This window comes from Streptococcus lactarius, assembly GCF_016642265.1.
In the GTDB taxonomy this organism is placed as follows: Bacteria; Bacillota; Bacilli; order Lactobacillales; family Streptococcaceae; genus Streptococcus; species Streptococcus lactarius.
In genome coordinates, this window is record NZ_MRXX01000001.1 from 100,300 (window position 1) to 119,860 (window position 19,561).

A 19,561-nucleotide genomic window follows, 5' to 3' on the forward strand; every position below is an offset into this window, starting at 1 on the left:
GTACTAGATCTCCATTTTATTGTTAGTTCTATTTTACCGTATAAAAACAAAAAAGGCCACAGCTAGAGTGCTACTCTCTTAGCTATGGCCTTATAAATTAACTTCCGTTCCTTCTAAAAATTTGATAGAGATGCTGCCGTCTTCTCCAAGACTAATTTTCTCAAGAACCTGGCACATCTTCCTTCCATTGAATTCTTCCTGATTACTATTAAGTGTCTCCTTTAATTTAGCTGCATGGTACCTCTCCAGCTTTTGTTCTTCTCTAAAGTTATCCCACTTATCTAGTAGCTTTTCTTTATTTTCCCTTAGAATTTCTAAAGCTCTAAGGAAAGCTTGCTGCAGCGTTTCCTCATCAATATGGCGATTAGTACAGCCCTGAACACCTTTTACCTTGTACCGGTTATTGCACTGCCAGACAGGACGTTTCCCTCTGCTCGTGGTCCAGTTCTTTCTGCCAAATAGTCCTCCGCATTCTTTACAGAATACTTTGCAGGTGAAAGGGTTTTGTTCGCACTGGATAATGTAAAAATTGATGTGATTGTCCTGCCTAAACTGATTTCTCCGCTCTACCTCGAGCTGAACCAAGTCCCATTCTTCCTTATCAATGATGGCTTCATGGTTGCCTTCGATATAGTATTGGTTGACCTGTCCTTGATTCTCACTGCGCTTCTTGGTCAGAAAATCTACCGTATAGGTTTTCTGCAGGAGGGCATCACCCATGTACTTCTCATTTTGGAGCATCCTTTGAATGGTAGTGGGGTACCAGTTGGCTTTCCCATTCCAACCTGGAACCCCTTCTTCTTTTAAAGTTCTCGCTATACTTTCTGGCGTTTCTCCTTGTAAAAAATCCCGAAAGATTCGTCTGACAATCTTGGCTTGCTCCTCATTGATGACAAGATTTCCATTCTCCCCTTTATCATAGCCTACAAACTTGATTGTGTTAACTCTTATTTCGCCCCGTTCGAACTTCTTTCGAATCCCCCATGTCGCATTCTCTGAGATAGAACGAGATTCGTCTTGGGCCAAGGAAGAAAGAATGGTCAAGAGCACCTCACCTTTGGCATCCAAGCTGTCAATATTCTCCTTTTCAAAGGTAACTCCAATTCCAAGTTCTTTTAACTCCCGAACATATTTCAAGCAGTCTAGCGTGTTCCTAGAAAAACGGCTGATAGACTTCACAATGATTCTATCTACTTTGCCTTTTCGGCAGTCAGCTATCAACCTATTAAACTCTGTGCGTTTCTTGGTATTAGTTCCTGAAATCCCCTCATCCGCATAAATATCAACCAACTCGTAGAGAGGATTCTGCTGAATATACTCTTTGTAATACCGAACCTGGTTCTCATAGCTTGATAGCTGTTCGTCTTGGTCGGTGGATACTCGGCAGTAGGCCGCCATTCGGATTTTCTGAATGTGTTGCTTCTGCTCGACTTGTATCGTTTTCTTTGCTGGAATAACTGTAATATTTTTTGCCACCGATGTTCCCCTCCTTTACCACTGTGGGCTCATGGATACTCCAATCCTGTACTACACTGTCTGGCACGCGCATGCCGATGCAGGCGACCTTCCCTTCTCGGATATACTTGCTGCAGACCCACACAACCTTTCCTTTGTAGTACTTCTGTCGTTTTAAAGTAGAGCCACAATGCTCGCATTTCAATAAGCCACTCAAAGGATATCGTCTATTGTAATCAATGCTTAGCTTTGCCTTTCGATTCTGTTTCAGTCGCTTTTTAACGGCTTCCCAATCTTCTCTGGATACAATAGCTTCATGGTTATCTGTAATCAGGTACTGCTGCACCTGACCTTTGTTGAGCCGTTGCTTGGCCTTGATTTCCGCAAAATAGTATTTTTGTAGGATTGCATCTCCCTTATACTTTTCGTTTTTTAGAATATTGGTAATGGTGCTTGAATACCATCGCCCACCGTCTACCGTAGGAACTTCCTCTTCATTGAATAGCTTTGCGATAACATGAACTCCCATACCAGATAAATAAAGGTTATAAATCCGTTTGACGATTTTAGCTTCTTCAGGATTGATGATTAACTCGCCATTCTCATCCTTGTCATAGCCTAAGAAACGCTTAGTGTTAATCACTAGCTCTCCTCGCTGGAACTTCTTCTGAAAAGCCCACCGTTGGTTCTCACTCATGTTGCGCAGTTCTTCTTCTGCATAGCTAGCCAGAACCGTAAGCATGACCTCTCCTTCGTTTGATAAGGTATGGAGATTTTGTTCTTCAAAGAAGATATCCACTTGAATAGTTTTCAGTTCCCGGCATACTGCAAGTAATAACTCAGTGTTTCTGGCAAAGCGAGAAATGGACTTAGTATGAATGACATCAATCTTTCCTGCCCTACAATCTTCCAACATCTGCTGAAAGCCTGGACGCTTGGCCAGTTTTCCTGAAATCCCCTGATCATAATAAACTCCGACAAACTCGACATCTTTTTTATTTTTAAAAAAATGATTATAGTAGGCTTGCTGATTGGTGAGGGATTCCTGCTGTTTTTCTGTCATGGTTGAAACCCGCGCATAGGCACAAACTCTTATCTTTCCTGGCTTCATCCCATTCTCCTTTCTTCCTTACTATATATCACTCTAAAGGCCAAATTTATCAAGTATTCAGCCCACTCATTCAAGCTTTTTCTAGTTGAAATGCTGTCTATGTAAAAGGCCCGCATGGACAACCACACAGACCTTGATGGATTATTCAATTCGTAACACTTGACCGGGATAAATCAAATCCGGATTCTCAATTCCATTGATAGCCGCTAAGTGCTGGTAGTTCGTGCCGTACATAGCTGCAATAGCGGAAAGCGTATCTCCGTTTTCAACGGTATAGTTGGTAGTACTGGATACTTTAGCACTTCCCGTAACCTGCAAAACTTGCCCCGGATAAATCAAGTCAGGATTGGCAATCCCATTGATTGCCGCTAATTCCTGATAACTTGTTCCATAAAGAGACGCAATAGCTGATAGGGTATCCCCCTCTTGAACCGTGTAAGTCCTAGTTGACGCTGGTGCTGCCGGTGCTGGAACCGCAGGGCGAGGTTCAGGGATTTGGCCAGTATAAACAGAACGCAAATCCCGATACATATAGTTGGAATCCACTCGACCACTGATACCGCCAACAACTCCGTCACTAGTAAACTGCCAAATATCTGTTGGAACAGAACAAGCAGCTACCTGCCACTGAGCTACCCAATTCGTATATTGGGATAAGTCACCCATATTCTGGAACCAGTACAGGCTCGCATACACACCAGCCCAGTAACCAGCGGCTTCTACATTGTCACAAAACAGTTGACAAATAGCCGTAGAAGTTTCCCAGCTCACACCTCCATTGTTGGCTTTCCAACCGTCCGCATCTTCCATGTCAATGTAGAGAGGCATAGAAGGATGAAATTGCCGGACAAAATTCAAAAAGGCATTGACCTCAGCTTGTGCTTCTCTCAAATTTCGAGCATAGCTATAATGGTAAAATCCGTACGGAATGCCAACCCGCTCACATTCAGATGCATTTCGCCGTGCACACAGGTCTTCCGCAAAGCTACCCCAAGACGAACGAATAATGACAAAGTCAACATTGTTTTTCAACTGATCAAAATCAATAAAACCATTGTGTTCGCTGATATCTACTCCAAATAATGCCATCTTATTTTTCCTCCGATTTTAATTGTTTCAAAGTTTGTTTGAGTTTCTCTGGAACTGGCAGACCAATCCGTGCTGCATTTTCTATAATACTGAGCCCCTCGTTAGACAAGTAATAGAAAATAATAGCGGTTCGGATGATGCCTCCCTGTTTCAAGATATGAGTATCAATAATCTGCCCCATAGCCACTAACATCAAAATGACAACTTTTTTAAACAGTCCTCGAAAACCAACTGCACTGGATAGCTTCTTTTCAACAACTGCTGCCATCAATCCACTGATATAATCAATAGATATAAAGACAATCAAGGCAAAAATAAAACCATCCCAATCGCCAAAAACACTTCCTAAAAGTCCTCCTACCGTAGTAAATAGTACTTTATTCGCAAAAACTAACTGCTTCATGATGCATTTTCCTTTCTATGCGGTTCACTCCAGTCGGGATTTCCCTTTTCATCAAATTGCATGATATAAAAGTTTTTATGGAATAACTCAGACAAATTCATGGTAGGGACTGTCGCCCCCCACTGAGTCAAAGCTCCCACTGTTTCAATTTCCATCAATTGACGTCGACCTTCTTTAATCACGGGACGCTTTTGTACTTCTCGGTACATATAAAAATCCTCCCCCTCATTCTTGCAGCGAATGAACTCACCATTCTCGCGCATATAAGTGAGTGCCGCCACCAAATCAAAAGGTTCTATAATTCTACTTAGATCAGGTAGTAATTCCTTTTCTTCCATCTTTCTTTCCTCCATCTATTTTTAATGGTGTAGTCGCTTCTTTGAGATTAGCTTCCAATTCTTCTTTCTTCTGAAGGAGAACTTGGTAAGCTTCCTCTTTATGCGTCAATTGAATGGCTAAGAGGTTCTTTGATGTCACCTCATCAGCAAGCTTTCTGCTCAGCTCTTCAATGGTTAAACGAAGAGCCTGATTGACTTCTTCTGGTTTCATTTGTTTCCTTTCTTATAAACGTCCCACTAAGCTTCTGGTATCCCACCAAGCTGGATGCCCTTCACCATGATTAGCCCGATACTCATAAAGTACTCCAATGCTATTAGACAAGCGTTGGAGAATCTCATGGAGTGAGACATAATTTCCACTTGTATCTAAATAAAGCCAAACGTCCCCAACATTAATAGTCGAGTCTCGTCTATCCTGTTTTCTGCTTGGACGGAGCTGAAGCTTTCCTGTTGTTGTCATAACCCAACCATCTTTATTATCATAGGCAGAACTGGCAAAGGACAATTCATCTCCAACTATATCAAGTGAGTCAACATTAACCCCATTCCAAGCCCGAATACCGACAAAGCCACCATCATTAGAGCTTTCATTGCCATAGCGATTAGACCCAATGACCGTCACACCAGCCCTTCCCTTACCATCGACATTTCCTGTCGCAAACTTAATGAACTGGGTTGGATAACCAGCTAGAACTCGTTTCAAGGCAGCTTGGTCTGTATAATACAAAATTTGACCCGCATTGAGACTGATTTCCATAGCTCGGTTAATGGCTGTTAGGATACCACCTGATATCTTGTTCGCAGATAAAGTTACAGACTGCACCTGGCTGATGAAGGCATGATTTGAGAAAAGTTTCCTCAAGTAAGCTTCGGTCGCAGATAACTTGTTAAACAAGGCATCATCTACTTTCAGTTTCTCAGCCGTTACTGCTTCTGCACTTAAGACTGCGGTGGTGACTGATCCCGATTCAAAGTTGGCTGTCTTTAACTTATCCACCATGGCAGACTTAATCACAGCATGGTCAATCCACGTTTCACCAGTAATATGAGTAAGTCGTCCATGAATCCAATTCCGACCGTCTGCTAGAAGATTAATACTGTTTAAAACTCTACCACTAGAAGTCAAATGCTGAACCGACCAACTGTTTGCGAGCTGAGTTTGAACAGTAGAAACTCTCTGGGTCAAATCCGTCACCTTGGTCACATAGGAAGAATCTGTCAGGACAATCTGGGCCAAGTTATGTTTGACACTGTCTTCCTTTGAGCCAATGAGCCGTGAGTACAGATTAACTGTTTCCTGAACCTTTTGAAAATCACTGCTGTTGGTCTTGCCATTGACTGTCTGCAAAATTTCTGAAAAGCGTCCCTCCACTGTTTGAGAATAGGAGGCAATCTTGGTTTCTGTGTACTGCCGGTCATCCTCTGGAGCTGGACTCGGTGTCGTCGCAATTGTCCCATCTTCCAATTGTGGATCCCGAATATAAAGAACATCACCAACAAGCCAGCCATTCGAATAACATACCCAGGACCAATATCTCTCAAACTTCACGGTAAAAGGATGAACAAACCGATGCCATTCAGTTTGAAGTGTCACGGTTGAAACACCACCGGTCTCAAAACCAAACCGAACAACTACCGACCGACTCGCTTTCATGTCGGCCGAATAGACCATTTTCTTCCCTTGCCATTCAGCCCCCCTTAAATCAAAAATGGGCTTATGAAAGCCACCATTCCCTGCTTTGGTACAAGTAGCTTTGAGATAGTATCCACTTTTGGCATTCGTATCCGGTACCCGTTCAAACTTCCATTCTGATACATTAGACGAGAGGGGCAACAGACCATCAAAATCATAATGACGAATGTAGTTGCGCCCACCAATTTGCAAACTCTCAAAGCGACGATTTAAGCCTTTCACATCTTCTGAATAGGAGGCTTTTGCGACATAGTCCTTGGCTACTTGCTCTCGGACAGTTCTGGCCTGATTGGCTGTTTCCGTCCGTACATACTGCTCCAGTCGTTCCCGCCGTTCACCATCTTTTGAAACATACTCCTGAACCTGTTGGAGAGTTGTTTCAAGACCGGATAGAGTTTGCTTGACTTCTATCTTACTGACAAAAGTGCCCATTTTCTGAAGAATTTTTGTTTGAAAAACTTTCAAGTCTGCTGTTGTTTGATTCGTTACTTCTTGGACATTGTTCAGAGCTTTCTGAGTGGCTCCTGTCTTGCCTAAGGCTTCTTCCGTCTTTTGAGTAATCGTATGAAGAGTCGACTCTGTCGATTTCGTAAAAGCAGTAAACGAACTCTGAATCTGATCACGAGTCTGAGCTGCAATTTCCTCTGCCTTTGCTTTTGCCTTTTCAATGCCATCTAATACCTTACTCTCTTGCTTCTCAAAAGCAGCATCAAAGGCCCTATTGGCATTTTCTAAAGCTCGTTCAACCATCAAATCATGGCTGCCTTGAGCAAGGGTTAAGATGGAATGAGCTGCAACCGTCAATTTTGAAGAGGTATTATGGCCACCTTCTCTGACTTTATCGTCAAAGGTCAATGAGAAATATTCTTTAGTCAGTGCATCGTATTCATAAGCCACGGCTTGCTTTAACAAATCCACATAATGCTTTCGGCTTTTTAGAGTGACCCAGTCTCCCAAATGAACCGTTTGACCATCTAGCTCATAGGCTTCTATCACAATGGCATCCTGCTCTCGGTCAATCTTATCATGATAGAATTTACTCTCACCCCATTTTCGCAATTCTTCAAGGGTTTTAAGATTGTTATTCGTGAACTCTTTTTCATTGATGTAGGGATAAGCATCAAGCAAAGGACTGTCAATAGTCACGGTTAACGTCTTCTCTTCTTTAGCTCCTTCTGGTTTAAAGGTCGAATGAACATGGATACGTGTCACTACAGTTTGCGAACTTCTATTCCGTTTGTAGGATTTCAGGTTCTGATGAGTCGTAATAATGACACCACGATTCTCTCCTCGGTGCTCTTGAATAGAGAATAAGAAATTATCTCGAGTGACCTCACCTTCCCAGGTTCCAACAATGGAATGCGCTCCATCTAGCAGTACACTGTATAGTGTTGTTGTCTCTTTGGTATTGAAATCCCTGTGCTTTACGATATCACTGGTAAAAGAGAAAGGACTAAGACTAGTTTTGGCTGCCTGAACCATACTGGATAAGGCCGTCATACATCCGACCTGAGAATTTCCAATTGGCTTAATGGAATGCTGCATGACATCATCCGTAATGTGATAGCATAGTACCTCCACATGTTCATCCATCTCAACTGGTTTCTTAATCCGAAACAGCTGTTCTCCCAGTTCAGGTACAGGAGCCTTAATGAGTTTATCTACCTTCAACTGACGATAAAGATGGCTGTCCGTTATAGGATACTTGAGGGTTAAGGTAAAATCTCCATTCAAGGTTTCCTTTACCCTAGCAGATACCGCTTCATAAAGGGGGATACCGTTCCATTTAACTGTTTGTACTTCCTTATCCAATAAATAAAGCATTAGGCCCACCCCCAGACAATCTCAAAACGAATGGACTGAATCCCAGTTCCCAATACGACTCCCACTGTTTTATCTTTTGAAGAGTCAATCGTCAAAAAGTCACCAGACCAATTGATTCTTTTTCCTGATAAGGCTCTAAAACTTGGTTTGTCAGGGTTGTTATCCATCACTAGTGTTTCACCAGACTCTATTTTCTCCAAACGAATAACCTGACTACCAATCGTAAAACTGGTTTCAGTTGAAGTGTTTCCCATTATGGTCAATTGGGGAAAAGCCAAAGCCGAACCTTTCGTTCGCAAAGCACCATTTTGAGTGAATGACTGACTATCTGTATCTTTAAAGAATTTTGTAGGATGGCATTGGAAGGTCGCTTCCATCTCATAGACTCCATGCTTGTCCTTTATCATTTTTGAAACAAGTACCTTATAGCACCAAAGACGGACTGTCTTCAACTGCTCACTCTCCAGCCAAAACTGTTCTTTAGAAAAGAGAGTCAAAAACTGAAAAAGTTCTTCTTCACTTGGCTTGACCACATAAATCTTAAATGTCAACTCCATCACATTTCGATGCTTGTTGGTTTCCATGACGGCACCACTGATCCCTCTATGCTCAAGGAGCTGAGTCTTGCTGCCTTTCATGACAATCGGTGGACTGTTTTCCACTATTACCTTAAAAGGAAACGAAGAGGTATGCACTCCATCAATGACTAATTCATTGTATCGAATCATGTTCCCAATCCTTTCAGTTGTTTTTGCCTAGCGAGTTCTTCTGCCAATCTTCCTGCTACATGTTCTGCCAAGCGTTCTAAATCCGCTTCTTCTCTGATCACAACATCTGAAATAGTGATAGTAATCTGTGGCAGAGCATCCAAGGTAGAAACAATTCCACGACCAATCTGACCCAATGTTTCTCGGTTTAAGGGAAGAACCGCTTCTCTGCCTGCCTCCCCTCCTGCTAAGAGATTCGTACCATTTAGGCCAAAGATGGTTGGCTTGGTTAAAATCCCACCCTTGGCATACCATTCAATCCCAATCCGTGGAATATCCCCCTTTAACCAATCAAGCGGATTGGCCGACCCGCTGACACTAAAGTGCGGCAATGGAATATGCGGCCAAGAGATATGAAAATTAAAGAGATTCTTTATGGCATTGATTGCAGAGGATACGGCATTTTTAGCCCCATCAATCGCTCCAGAAATGGCATTTTTGATTCCATCCCAAATATTTCGAACAGTTGAGAAGATGTTGTTTAGGACATTTGATATGGTCTGCAAGATCCCATTCCAGATATTGGATAGTGTGCTTGCAATCCCCTGAACAATCCCTGTCACCGTGGATTGAATGGCATTCCAAATGGATGAAAATAAAGAAGAAAGGGCTGATAGAATATTTGAAACACTATCTCTGATACCGTTCCAGCTATTCACTATAAATTGCCAGATGGCATTAAGAATGGTGCCAATGATGGACTGAATCCCTTCCCATATGGTAGATACAATTTGCTTAATGGTTTCCCAGGCACCAGACCAATCCCCAGTGATCACTTGCATGACCAATGTGATAATGCTAAGAATAACATTTAGGACTGTTTCTATTATCGTCTTGATAATATCCCAGGCTGTTGTGACAACGAGCTTGATATTCTCCCAAACAGCTGTTAGATAAGGCCCAATTAAATCCATAATGGTGGTGATTACCGTCGAAATGGCATTCCAGACTGTTGTTGCAGCATCTTGAATCAACTGGTGATTTTCCTGCCACCAAGAAACCAAGGTTCCCCAAATTTCCATCACAAAGTCTACGACTTGTTGAACGATGAAAGAAATAGTTGAATAGATAGCATTCCAAGCATCCGTAACAGCTGCTCTGAAAGCTTCATTATGTTCCCACAGTTCCTTAATACCAATGACCAATAAAGCAACAGCCGCTATCACCGCAAGTACAATCCCTACAATCGGAGCAGCCGCAGCTAACATCCCTCCAATCGTCGTCCCAAGAGCTAAAGCTGCAGCTTGTAAGGCCACAATAATGGGTAAGAGAATACCCGCAACAGTCACCAGTCCACCCACAACCAGAATGAACTCCCGCACAGGTTCCGGAAGATTCACGAACCATTCCGCAACACTTTTTAAAAGCGGAACAAGTTGTTGAAGAAACGGAGCTAGGGTTTCTGCAATTGCTCCTCCAACTTCGGCCATGGCCTCTTTAGCTGCATTTTGTGCAAGCGTGAACTGATCGATAGGGTCAAGCGTTGCTTCATAGGTGGAAGCAACCACACCCTTTGCTTTTTCTGCAGTTCCTGCTAAATCATCAAAAGATAGAGCTCCCCTCTTAATGGCATCCACCATCCGTGGAGCAGCTTTAGTACCAAAGATACTGGATGCAAGCGTTAAGGCTTCCGTTTCACTAGTGCTGTTTCGGATTTGTTCGACCGTTTCTCTTAAGCCTTCACTCAGTGTCTTGCCCTTAGCCGCATAGTTGACTGCTGCTTTGGAGAGGGAAGAAAGAGTAGCCGAAGAATCGACCCCACTTTTTTCAAACTGCCCCATAAGAGCCACACCCTCATCAAACGAAAGTCCTAAAGCCTTAATTTGTGGAGCACCTTGAATGGCTTTGGTCATCAAATCCTGAACGCTGACACCAGTCGCCTGGGCCGTATAAGTGATGGTATCTAAGACCCGATTTAAATCACTCGTCTCAAGTCCATATGCTTCAATGGCTTGTTTTGCGGAAATGGCTGATTCCGTCACGTCCGAACCATTGATTTCTGCGTACTTAATCAAAGTCGCAGAAGCGTCCTTTAAGGCATCACCAGTCAACCCAAACTGGGTATTAAGCTCACCAACAGCACTGCCCACTGTTTGAAAGTCCGTTGGAATTTCAGTCGCAAGACCTTTTGCAATATCTGTCATCTCATCCAGCGCTTTTCCACTGGCACCGGTTTTGGTGACGATGATATCCATCACTTCGTCCACTTCCCGAAAAGCTTCCAGTGTTGCTTTTCCGAAGTCAATCAGCTTCTGACTGATTTCGTTCAGTTTTTCACTGAAGTTGGCTAGAATCTCAGACCTTAGAAGATTGTTAGTTTCTACTAAGCTGTGGTTGGCATTATCACTTGCTCCACTCATGCTGCTCATCTCATCTCGCAGATGATGATAAGCTGTCTTGGTTTCATTGAGTGACTTTTCTAGTTTATTGGCTTCAACTGAGTTCTCACCGTATTCAGCCTTGGTCAACTCTAACTGCCGTTCTAAATTGGCAATCTGTTTCTCGACAATCTCTGACTGAGCCGCAACCTTTTTCTGAGCAAGGGCCAGTTTTTCAGATTCACTGGCATTACGACCTAGCTGACTTTCTTGCAACTTAAAGGAGGAAGCGACTTTCTCACTCTCTGATGCTAGTTGATTTTGTTCAGCTCCTAAAGCAGCTAGTTTACTTTTGTTGCTGGTGACACTGGAGCCATTTTGCTCCAAAGCTCGGTTGACACCCTCTAGCTTATTTTCATAGCTTTTGAGAGTGTTCTGAGTGATTTCGACCTCTCTTTGAAAAGCCCGATACTGATCAGCTCCGATTTTCCCGCTTTGAAACTGAGCTTCTACCTGAGATTGGGCTTGACGTAGTGTCTCTAGCTTCTCTTTGGTTGTTTGAACTTGCTTGGCTAAAACCTCTTGTTTCTGAGTTAAGAGAGTGACATTGCCTGTGTCAAATTTTAGTGCCTTATCAATTTGTTTCAGTTCTCGGCTTGCTTCTAAGGCTTCGTGGTTCACCCCTTTTAGAGCTTTTTGTAAGGGCTGGGTATCGCCTCCAATTTCAATTGTGATTCCTTTAATGGTTCCAGCCATACCCTACCTCCTTACCGCTACATCAAAAGTTATCAAAGTCTGTCTGCGTAGCCTTGCGAGTTCTATCTGCTTCTTTGGTACGCACTTCCACATAGTCTGTCTGATAGTCCAAGGCCATGCCAATCGTTATCTCTTTTAAATCTGACATGGATAGTCCTGTCTCTTTACAACAGTGAAGATAGGATTCTACCGTGAAGGTTTCTCTACTCGCTTCTTCCGACGCGTCGACTTTTTTCTGGTGGTCATTCCTTGATTTAACAATTCCATCAGAACCGGTCCTACTGTTTGAAGCGGAAATTCTTCTAAGCCCATAAAGAACTCTTCAAAAGTTTCAATAGATGGGTTAGCTGATTTGGCAAAAACCCAAAAGAGCCGGTGGAAAAACGTCATATCAAAATCCGCTAACATGCTCATATCCACATCCGATGCAGATAAAGTTTTGCCTTCTTCTAGCTGTTCAGCTTTTTTTAGAATCGACTCCGCCTGCAACATTTGAAACAGATCCTGAAAATAATCTTTCCCAAATTCTTTTTTATAGGCAATCGGTGTGTAAGCATTAGTAGCTAGCTCAATGTTCTTACCTGATAACTGAATCATTTTTCGCATGATTAACCTCCCGGTTTCACAGTTGGCTCATAGACTTTTGTAAACCAAGTCTTTTTGACATCTTCTGGGGTATCCTCTGTGGTCCTGCGACGGACTAGCTTATCAAGCGGCCGAGGACTGGCTTTGAATTTCAATTCCACTTCATTGATGTCTGAACCGCTCTTTGTTTTAGAAGCTACTGTTGGCCGGCTTGCATAACAATAATAGAGCACATGGAGCGTTTCTTTCTTATCCCCTTCAAATCGGAACATCAAAGCAAAGTTTTTTTTCTCACTGCTTGCAATTTCTGAGATGACTTTACTCTGGGCATCAATAGTTTCTCCCAACACTCGAGTCAAAAATTCCTGTGTCAAAAGAGCCAGTTTCAGAGTTCCTTCATAGCCATCATTAGATTCTGTCGTATAAAAATTGATGTTGTCTGCTTTATAGGAACCAGAATCCCCTTGTGGCTCCAAGGTCAGCTCTGCAGCACCCCTAAGTCGCTCCACTGTCCCGTAGGTCAGCGCCCCATCATCTCCTTCTCTGGTTACTTCTGCCCAATGGACATCCTGCAGACCAAAGGTGACTTTATTTTTCTCCATCGGATTTTTCCTTTCTATTGACTTAAATGATAAATAACCTGATACAGCTTTTCTGTATCCAGATAGGTTTCTTCCTTGTCAAAAAAGAGAGAATGACTATCGAGTGCCGCTTCTATTTTCTCTTCTAAACCAAGGTCTTTTTTCTCGGTATAAAGCTCCAGTCTGACTTGACTTCCTTTGTGATAAGCCAGATTATCTGCTCCATAATTCTGAGAAGCAGGAAACCAATACACCAAAAAGGGAGGAGCTGGACTATGCCCCTCCTCAAAATGATGGTAAGCACTGGACAAACCTAGACTGCTTAAAAATGGAAACCACTCATCTTTTTTCATAACTTCTCCTTCAAGCGCTCTTCAAATTGGCGAATCATCTTTTCTTCAACAGGGGCAATATGCCGAATTCCTTCAACCCTGCCACCGCCTCGTTTGGCATGACCATTTTCTAAGAGATGCGTCAGTCCTGGTGTTCGATTATGAATCGTTTTTGTCAAAGCTAGATTCGTTTCTTTAGTCGCGGTAGAGGTCCATCCTCGAGCATATTTTCCCCGATTTTTTGGAGAATGTTGCTTTAACTCATTGACGGCTTCCTGCGTACTGTCTTCCACCACTGCTTTCACTGTTTCAGTAGACCTTTCAACATAATCTTCTAACTCCTTTTGAACAAACCAAGCTAGGTCAGACGGGTCAATTATTGGCATATTGTACCTCCTCTGTCGCATCTATCAGGATTATCTTCTGAGGATAAGTCAACGAATCAATGGCCTTGATATTATAAACCTTATTCTCAAAGCGAAGACGAGTGGTTTTACTATCCAACTCTTGTATAGCCGGGTCATAGCGCAGCGTAAAGCGTAACTGATGAATATTCTTGACCATTACTGTTGCAGTGCCTTCCGTTTCAAGAAGTACCTTGCAGGAACACCACCTAGAAAACAATGGCTGCCACTGACTGCTTTCATTGCCAATAGCATCTTGCACAATGACTCGTTTTTCAAAGAAAACCCGTTTGCTTAATGGAGCTATCTTCATCAGAACACATCCCTTCTGTGAGCAGAAAGAAGAGCCTTGAGGAGTTCTACCAAACTCTCCTGCCCTCCTTCTTCTCGGTGCTCGTAAAGATAAGCTGTCCCAAATAAAACAATCGTCTGAAGGAAGTCAACTTCTTTCTCCTCCGTCACTTCCTCCAGATTCTTGCGTAGGATACTGGAACACAACTCTTCACTGGCAGAAATCATGACTTGAATCAAGTGGTCATCCTCTGAGTGTTCAACCTTTAGATAGTTCTTTGCTTCCTCCAAACTAATCTTCATGAGAAGCCTCATTTCATGGTCAAAACTTTAACCGCTTCATTCAGAATTAACTTACCATCCACACGCTGACTAGCAAGGAAGCCAACTTGACCACTTTCTGCATAGAGCTCATTCAGACGCTTAAAGGAACGTCCTTGACGGTCCGCAATCCAGTAGTAAGAAAAGTCACCGAAAGCCAAAACTTTCTTACCTGTATCAATCGTCGGTACAAAGCTAGAGGTGAAATAAGGACGATTCAGAATCATATCTGGTACACCAGCTTGAACAGATGGCTGCCAGATATAGTTGCCATTATTGTCCTTGAGTTTCCGTAAGGCTTTGACAGTCGAATCGTTCAAAATCCATACTGCATTTTTCCGATAAGGTGATTTAAGCGAGTGATACAAATCCATGACATCGTCAAAGGTAATCGTCGCACCACCACTAGTCGCCCCTTCAGTGACTGTTTGAAAAATTCCAGTTGGCTTACCTGTTCCATCACCAATCAGAAAAGCTTCTTCTTCCTTCACACCAATACGACGAGCAAATTCATTAGCCATATAGCTTTCCAAATCAAAGACGGAATCATAGAGCAATTCATCAGAAATCTTAATGGCTGTTCCAACCTTATGGGAACCAAGCGTTACTTGACTAAAAGTATCTTCTGACTCCTTGAACTTAGAGTTCTCATCCATCCAAGTGGCTTCACCGTTCCCTGACACAACTGGAATCTTCCGCTCCCCGCTTGAAGTCTGAATGACCGTTGCAAGACTCCGCATGAAGTTTTCTTCTTGAAGAGCCTGAATCAGGCGTTTCTCATATTCATCTGGAACCAAGTAACCGCCACGTGAGTCGTCTCCAATACTGAGGATATTTTCGATATCATAGAAGTTTTTCTTGCGGATATTGTTCCAAAAAGCTGTGTTATAGGCTTTAGAGGAACGTCCGCCTTTTGGATTTCCTCCGCCTACAGTTGGATTGGCGACAATGGCTTGACTAACCGGACTGGCTAATTCCTTGTCCAGTGCTTCCTGCCGCTCCAAGCGTTCAATCTCTTTACCAAGGCGAACAACCTCATCTTCCATTTCTTCATAACGGGCCGTATCTTCTACAGAAACCAGCCCCCTATCATCCCGACAGGTATCCAGAAAGCTTTTTGCTTTCTCCCATACCTGCGCTCGTTTTTCTCGCAATTGTAAAATTTTACTCATGGTTATTCCTTTCTTATTTCAAGAGTGACAACCGTTTCTCTAACTGAGAAACTGGTGTTTTGAGCTGAGGTTTTTTATCAGCCAATTTTAAAAGCAGCTGGTTGGTCACCGCTGCTCGACTAAACATCATACTTTGAACCGTCCCATCTTCATGAGGTGCAGGCTCATACAAAATAGAATCCGCAAACCCAAGTTCAAGAGCCTTCTTAGCATTAAACCAAGACTCAGCATCCATCAAGTGGGACAACTGTACCCGGGATAAGCTAGTTTTGATTTCGTAGGCATTGAGAATGGACTCTTTTACTTCCGATAACATCGCAATGGCCTTCTCCATTTCTTTGGAGTCCCCAATTGCGACCGTCATCGGATTGTGAATCATCATCATAGCTACCGGACTCATATTGACGGTGGTTCCTGCCATAGCAATGACACTGGCTGCCGAAGCTGCAATGCCATCAATATTGACGGTCACGTCATCTTTGTAGTCCATTAACATGTTGTAGATTTGGGCTGCCGCAAAGACATCTCCACCCGGTGAATTAATCCATAAGGTTAATGGCCCGGTGCCACTCATGAGTTCATTCTTAAAAATTTGCGGAGTCACATCATCATCCACCCAGGATTCACTAGCAATCGTACCATTTAGATGCAGCACACGCCCCGTTTCATCCTCGCTGAAATTCCAAAATTTATTCATGACTCTCTCCTTCATGGTTATCTTTCATAAATCCTCCTGCATCTTTTAACTTGGTCATATTTCCATTAATCAAATAAAGGTCGCCGCCTTCTTCTGGTGGGATAGGGTTGAGTTCTTCTAACTCCCGGATATCATTTGTCGAGAGCCAACCGTTTTGTCGACCAATCGCATAGCCGTTCATCCGACTTTGATAGTCTCCACGAAGCAGGCCATCCACATTAAATTTAATGAAATGGGTCTTCTTCTCTTCCGGCAGCAACAAACTTTTCTTAAGGGCCTGTTCAAACCGAACGACCCAAGGATCCAAGGTATATTTGACAAACTCAAGAGACTGTTGCTCGATATTAGAAAAACTGGACTTCTCTAAATCTCCTACCATGTGCGGTGGAATCCGAAAGAGACGCGCAATCTCATTGATTTGAAACTTGCGGGTTTCCAAGAACTGCGCTTCTTCAGGCGGAATCCCAATCTGTTTATAGCTCATCCCTTCTTCTAGGACGGCAACCTTATGGGCATTCCGAGTGCCCTGATAGACCGCATTCCAGGAATCTCGCACCTTTCCTGGGTCCTTTAAAATCCCCGGGTGTTCAAGAACTCCCCCAGGGTTAGCACCGTTGCCAAAGAAACTAGCGCCATATTCTTCACAAGCAAGCGTCATACCCACCGCATTCTTCGCCAGAGCAATCGGAGAATAACCAATCAGACCATCAAACCCTAATCCCGGAATATGAAGCACTTCTTCTTGCGATAAAACAATGCTTCCCTTTTCCTGAAAATTAGGATTATCTTCCTCATAGCGATTGTAAACATAAAAGAGCTTACCCTTTTCACTTCGGTGAACACTCATCTGATCCGGCAGCAAAGGATACAGTCCAATCACCTGACCTGAACGGTCACGAATAATCTGAGAATAGGCATTTCCCCAGATCAAGAGATGGCTCATCAAGGTTTCCCGAAAGACAAAAGATGTCATGTCAGGATTCGGCTCATCATGCAAAAGCGTGTAAAGGACATGTTCCGTATCCTTTGCTTTTCCTCCTTCGGTGTATCGATAAACATGGAGAGGTAAAGATGCAATGGTCTCTGACAGAATCCTTACGCAGGCATAGACCGCTGTCGTTTGTAATGCCGTCCGTTCATTGACCGTTTTCCCACTCGTGGTTCGACCAAAGAGTAGCGAAAAGTCATTCCCTTCATACTTATTTTTGGGCTCTCCCCTCTGTCGTTTTAGTCCTAATTGTTCCAATATTCCCATAGTCATCTCCTTTTCTAGGCATGAAAAAAAGCACCTCGCTTGAGATGCTTTACAATCACTCTTTCAATTGTGGAAAATCTAATTAATTTAAAAGGATAAGATTCCTCGCTCATCATAAATACTACCGTCATTCTTTTGATGTCGAATGCACCTGTCTAAAGCCATAATGGTTGCGACAATCCCGTCAATCTTTTCGACAGATTTTTCTTTATCAGGCTTAATATTTCCGGATGGGTCCTGTCTCATGACTACGTTTTGGGCCATCCATTTTAGGACCGGATGACCTCCATGCTGTATTTTACCTTCCATCATGAGTTTATAGTACTCTTTGGAAGGTGGACTCATGTCCTTATAGCCCTGACCAAATGGAACCATTATTAAGCCCATGCCCTCCAGGTTCTGAACCATCTGTGTCGCATTCCAGCGGTCATAAGCAATTTCTCTGATGTGGTAGATAGTGGAGAGTTTTTCAATGAACCGTTCAATAAAACCGTAATGAACGACATTCCCTTCTGTGGTAAGAAGAAAGCCTTGCTTTTCCCAGACATCATACAACACATGATCTCTTCTGGACCTGAGAGCTAGTGTATCTTCAGGTAACCAAAAGAAAGGTAGAACCTGATAGTTCTCACCTTCATGTCTAGGTGGAAATATCAGTACAAGAGCCGTAATATCTGAAGTGGAAGATAAATCCAGACCAGCATAACAATCTCTGCCTTTTAGATTCTCCACATCAATCGGCTGTCTTCCTTTATCGTAGATATGTTCCGGAATCCAAGTCACTGCTGAATTGGTCCAGATATTGAGTCGCAGCTGCTTGAATATATTCTCTTCTGCTGGGTTATCTAAGGCATTCAGATAAGCTTCCCGAACCCGGTCAATTCCAATTGTATGGCCGAGTGAAGGATTAGCCTTTAGCCAGTTCTCTTCATCGTTCCAATCATCTTCTTCTGAAAGGCCATAGACAACAGGGTAAAAGCTACTATCTTTTTTTCGCCCCTTTAGTATATCTAAGGCCTTGGTATGCAATTCATAACAAATAGAGTTCTTATCGTTTCCTGCTGTCGTGATAATAAAAAAGAGCGGCTGCTCCCTGGCATCACCACTCCCTTTGGTTAAGACATCGTATAAATGGCGATTGGGCTGGGCATGAATTTCATCAAAGACTAAACCTGATACATTGAGTCCATGCTTGGTTCCAGTTTCAGCCGATAACACTTGATAGAAGCCTGCATTGGAATAATTAATGATGCGTTTAGTCGTCCCCATGACTTTGGAGCGTTTTTCTAAAGCTCTGCTCATCAGAACCATTTGTTTGGCCACATCAAATACAATAGAGGCTTGATTTCGGTCACAAGCTGCCCCATACACTTCGGCACTGGCTTCCCCGTCTGCGTATAAGAGATAAAGAGCAATCGCAGCAGCCAGTTCAGACTTCCCATTCTTTTTGGGAATCTCTACATAGGCCGTCAGGAATTGTCGATTCCCATCTTCCTTTACGATACCAAAAAGGTCACGTACAATTTGTTCCTGCCAGGGTAATAATAAGAATTTCTGTCCCGCCCAGCGCCCTTTGGTGTGGCAGAGATTCTGAATGAAGGTTACTGCCCGGTCTGCCTTCTTCTCATCGTAATGAGAAGTTGGAAGCATGAAGGGAGAAGGGATATAGTGATACGTCATAAGCGCCCTCCTAGTAAATCTTCCATTTCATCACCTGACCCCACTTCTGTATCCATTGAAGCCAGCCGTGTTCTGGCAGATGGAGTTAAGCCAAACTGTTCACAGAATTTGAGCATGATTTTAAGATTGGTCTGAGAAATAGAAACTTGTGGCACTTGTTGGAGATAGCCATTGGGAGTTTTAATAATAGAACCATGTTTTGAAAGAAACTCTTCTGCTTCCTTCCAGCGTGCATAAGCTTGGCAGTAACCCGCAAAAGCTGTCATATCCATATCCGTTAAAAGTCCCAATCCTTCTAGGATTTTGCCCATACGCTTCCATTCTTTCTTGGCATCTTCTTCAAGCCAGGAAGGGCATCTAGGAGCTTTTTTCTTGGGCTGAATTTCATTCATTGGAAATGGACGCTTGCCAGGATTCCCTTCTAAGATTTTTAAACTAATTGGTTTGGGCTTTCTGCCCTTCTGTGCCATGCCCTCACCTCCTTCAGCC

General features: G+C 43.1%; 21 protein-coding genes. All 21 read right to left on the reverse strand.

The features are described 5' to 3' along the window. Positions 1-90: 90 nt before the first annotated feature. Entirely contained in the window at positions 91-1,455 is a 1,365-nt protein-coding gene (locus BTU61_RS00545) for a recombinase family protein (protein ID WP_420882255.1), read from the reverse strand. Next, the gene (locus BTU61_RS00550) at positions 1,343-2,566 is read right to left on the reverse strand and encodes a recombinase family protein (protein ID WP_200771875.1); all 1,224 of its coding nucleotides are present in this window, start codon (positions 2,564-2,566) and stop codon (positions 1,343-1,345) included. Before BTU61_RS00550 ends, BTU61_RS00545 begins: the two co-directional genes overlap by 113 nt. A 141-nt stretch (positions 2,567-2,707) precedes the next feature. Next, complete coding sequence (locus BTU61_RS00555; RefSeq protein ID WP_200771876.1) at positions 2,708-3,655, reverse strand: LysM peptidoglycan-binding domain-containing protein; 948 nt, start codon at positions 3,653-3,655, stop codon at positions 2,708-2,710. 1 nt (position 3,656) lies between these two features. Further along, on the reverse strand, positions 3,657-4,058 hold the full coding sequence (locus BTU61_RS00560) for a phage holin family protein (protein ID WP_200771877.1): 402 nt from the start codon (positions 4,056-4,058) through the stop codon (positions 3,657-3,659). Then, complete coding sequence (locus BTU61_RS00565) at positions 4,055-4,396, reverse strand: hypothetical protein (RefSeq protein WP_200771878.1); 342 nt, start codon at positions 4,394-4,396, stop codon at positions 4,055-4,057. Before BTU61_RS00565 ends, BTU61_RS00560 begins: the two co-directional genes overlap by 4 nt. After that, on the reverse strand, positions 4,371-4,607 hold the full coding sequence (locus BTU61_RS00570) for a hypothetical protein (RefSeq protein WP_200771879.1): 237 nt from the start codon (positions 4,605-4,607) through the stop codon (positions 4,371-4,373). The genes BTU61_RS00565 and BTU61_RS00570 overlap by 26 nt, the downstream gene beginning before the upstream one ends. A gap of 12 nt (positions 4,608-4,619) precedes the next feature. After that, positions 4,620-7,913 carry a phage tail spike protein gene (locus BTU61_RS00575; protein ID WP_200771880.1) on the reverse strand — a complete coding sequence of 1,098 codons (3,294 nt, stop codon included), beginning with the start codon at positions 7,911-7,913 and terminating at the stop codon, positions 4,620-4,622. Then, the gene (locus BTU61_RS00580) at positions 7,913-8,641 is read right to left on the reverse strand and encodes a phage tail protein (RefSeq protein ID WP_200771881.1); all 729 of its coding nucleotides are present in this window, start codon (positions 8,639-8,641) and stop codon (positions 7,913-7,915) included. The genes BTU61_RS00575 and BTU61_RS00580 overlap by 1 nt, the downstream gene beginning before the upstream one ends. Further along, complete coding sequence (locus BTU61_RS00585) at positions 8,638-11,754, reverse strand: phage tail tape measure protein (protein WP_200771882.1); 3,117 nt, start codon at positions 11,752-11,754, stop codon at positions 8,638-8,640. Before BTU61_RS00585 ends, BTU61_RS00580 begins: the two co-directional genes overlap by 4 nt. Positions 11,755-11,776: 22 nt before the next feature. After that, positions 11,777-11,902, reverse strand: coding sequence for a hypothetical protein (locus tag BTU61_RS10300; protein WP_004186359.1), 126 nt, complete (start codon positions 11,900-11,902; stop codon positions 11,777-11,779). A gap of 38 nt (positions 11,903-11,940) precedes the next feature. Then, the gene (locus BTU61_RS00590) at positions 11,941-12,360 is read right to left on the reverse strand and encodes a hypothetical protein (protein ID WP_200771883.1); all 420 of its coding nucleotides are present in this window, start codon (positions 12,358-12,360) and stop codon (positions 11,941-11,943) included. Positions 12,361-12,362: 2 nt separating this feature from the next. After that, positions 12,363-12,941: a major tail protein gene (locus BTU61_RS00595; RefSeq protein ID WP_200771884.1), complete on the reverse strand. Its 579-nt coding sequence runs from the start codon at positions 12,939-12,941 to the stop codon at positions 12,363-12,365. 14 nt (positions 12,942-12,955) lie between these two features. Next, the gene (locus tag BTU61_RS00600) at positions 12,956-13,273 is read right to left on the reverse strand and encodes a hypothetical protein (protein WP_200771885.1); all 318 of its coding nucleotides are present in this window, start codon (positions 13,271-13,273) and stop codon (positions 12,956-12,958) included. After that, positions 13,270-13,638 (reverse strand): HK97 gp10 family phage protein, encoded by a 369-nt coding sequence (locus BTU61_RS00605; protein WP_200771886.1) that lies wholly within the window; start codon positions 13,636-13,638, stop codon positions 13,270-13,272. The genes BTU61_RS00600 and BTU61_RS00605 overlap by 4 nt, the downstream gene beginning before the upstream one ends. Further along, positions 13,625-13,969, reverse strand: a complete 345-nt coding sequence (locus BTU61_RS00610) for a head-tail adaptor protein (protein WP_200771887.1) — start codon at positions 13,967-13,969, stop codon at positions 13,625-13,627. Before BTU61_RS00610 ends, BTU61_RS00605 begins: the two co-directional genes overlap by 14 nt. Next, the gene (locus BTU61_RS00615) at positions 13,969-14,250 is read right to left on the reverse strand and encodes a head-tail connector protein (RefSeq protein WP_200771888.1); all 282 of its coding nucleotides are present in this window, start codon (positions 14,248-14,250) and stop codon (positions 13,969-13,971) included. Before BTU61_RS00615 ends, BTU61_RS00610 begins: the two co-directional genes overlap by 1 nt. A gap of 8 nt (positions 14,251-14,258) precedes the next feature. Further along, a complete protein-coding gene (locus tag BTU61_RS00620) occupies positions 14,259-15,440 on the reverse strand; it encodes a phage major capsid protein (protein WP_200771889.1) in 1,182 nt (393 codons plus the stop codon). Positions 15,441-15,453: 13 nt separating this feature from the next. Continuing rightward, a complete protein-coding gene (locus tag BTU61_RS00625) occupies positions 15,454-16,137 on the reverse strand; it encodes a head maturation protease, ClpP-related (RefSeq protein WP_200771890.1) in 684 nt (227 codons plus the stop codon). Further along, the gene (locus tag BTU61_RS00630; protein WP_200771891.1) at positions 16,130-17,392 is read right to left on the reverse strand and encodes a phage portal protein; all 1,263 of its coding nucleotides are present in this window, start codon (positions 17,390-17,392) and stop codon (positions 16,130-16,132) included. The genes BTU61_RS00625 and BTU61_RS00630 overlap by 8 nt, the downstream gene beginning before the upstream one ends. A gap of 87 nt (positions 17,393-17,479) precedes the next feature. Further along, positions 17,480-19,072, reverse strand: coding sequence for a terminase large subunit (locus BTU61_RS00635; RefSeq protein WP_200771892.1), 1,593 nt, complete (start codon positions 19,070-19,072; stop codon positions 17,480-17,482). Further along, positions 19,069-19,542, reverse strand: coding sequence for a phage terminase small subunit P27 family (locus BTU61_RS00640; protein ID WP_200771893.1), 474 nt, complete (start codon positions 19,540-19,542; stop codon positions 19,069-19,071). The genes BTU61_RS00635 and BTU61_RS00640 overlap by 4 nt, the downstream gene beginning before the upstream one ends. Between the last annotated feature and the right edge of the window lie 19 nt (positions 19,543-19,561).